The sequence below is a fragment of the Streptomyces xanthophaeus genome, assembly GCF_000725805.1.
Classification (GTDB): domain Bacteria; phylum Actinomycetota; class Actinomycetes; order Streptomycetales; family Streptomycetaceae; genus Streptomyces; species Streptomyces xanthophaeus.
The window spans coordinates 1-357 of sequence record NZ_JOFT01000117.1 but is presented as its reverse complement, the minus strand read 5'-3'; the positions used below and the strand labels follow the sequence as shown (position 1 = coordinate 357).

The 357-nt window shown below is 69.7% G+C and carries 1 protein-coding gene; it reads right to left on the bottom strand.

What is annotated here, in order from left to right; all coding sequences use genetic code 11:
- The coding region (locus IO30_RS0129125) for an amino acid ABC transporter ATP-binding protein (protein WP_031147836.1) at positions 1 to 357 on the bottom strand (357 nt) is incomplete at both ends.

The following is a 357-nucleotide window of genomic DNA, read 5'->3' as shown; positions in this document are numbered from 1 at the left end:
CCGACCTCGCGGGCGAAGCCCATCTCGTGGGTGACCACGATCATGGTCATGCCGTCCTCGGCGAGGCCGCGCATGACGTCGAGGACGTCACCGACGAGCTCGGGGTCGAGGGCGGAGGTGGGCTCGTCGAAGAGCATCAGCTTGGGCTCCATGGCGAGCGCGCGGGCGATCGCCACGCGCTGCTGCTGGCCGCCGGAGAGCTGGGTGGGGTAGTTCCCGCCCTTGTCGCCGAGGCCGACGCGGTCCAGGAGGCGTACGGCGCGTTCCCGGGCCACGGCCTTGGACTCGCCCTTGACCATGACGGGGGCTTCCATGACGTTCTCGATGGCCGTCATGTGGGGGAAGAGGTTGAAGCGC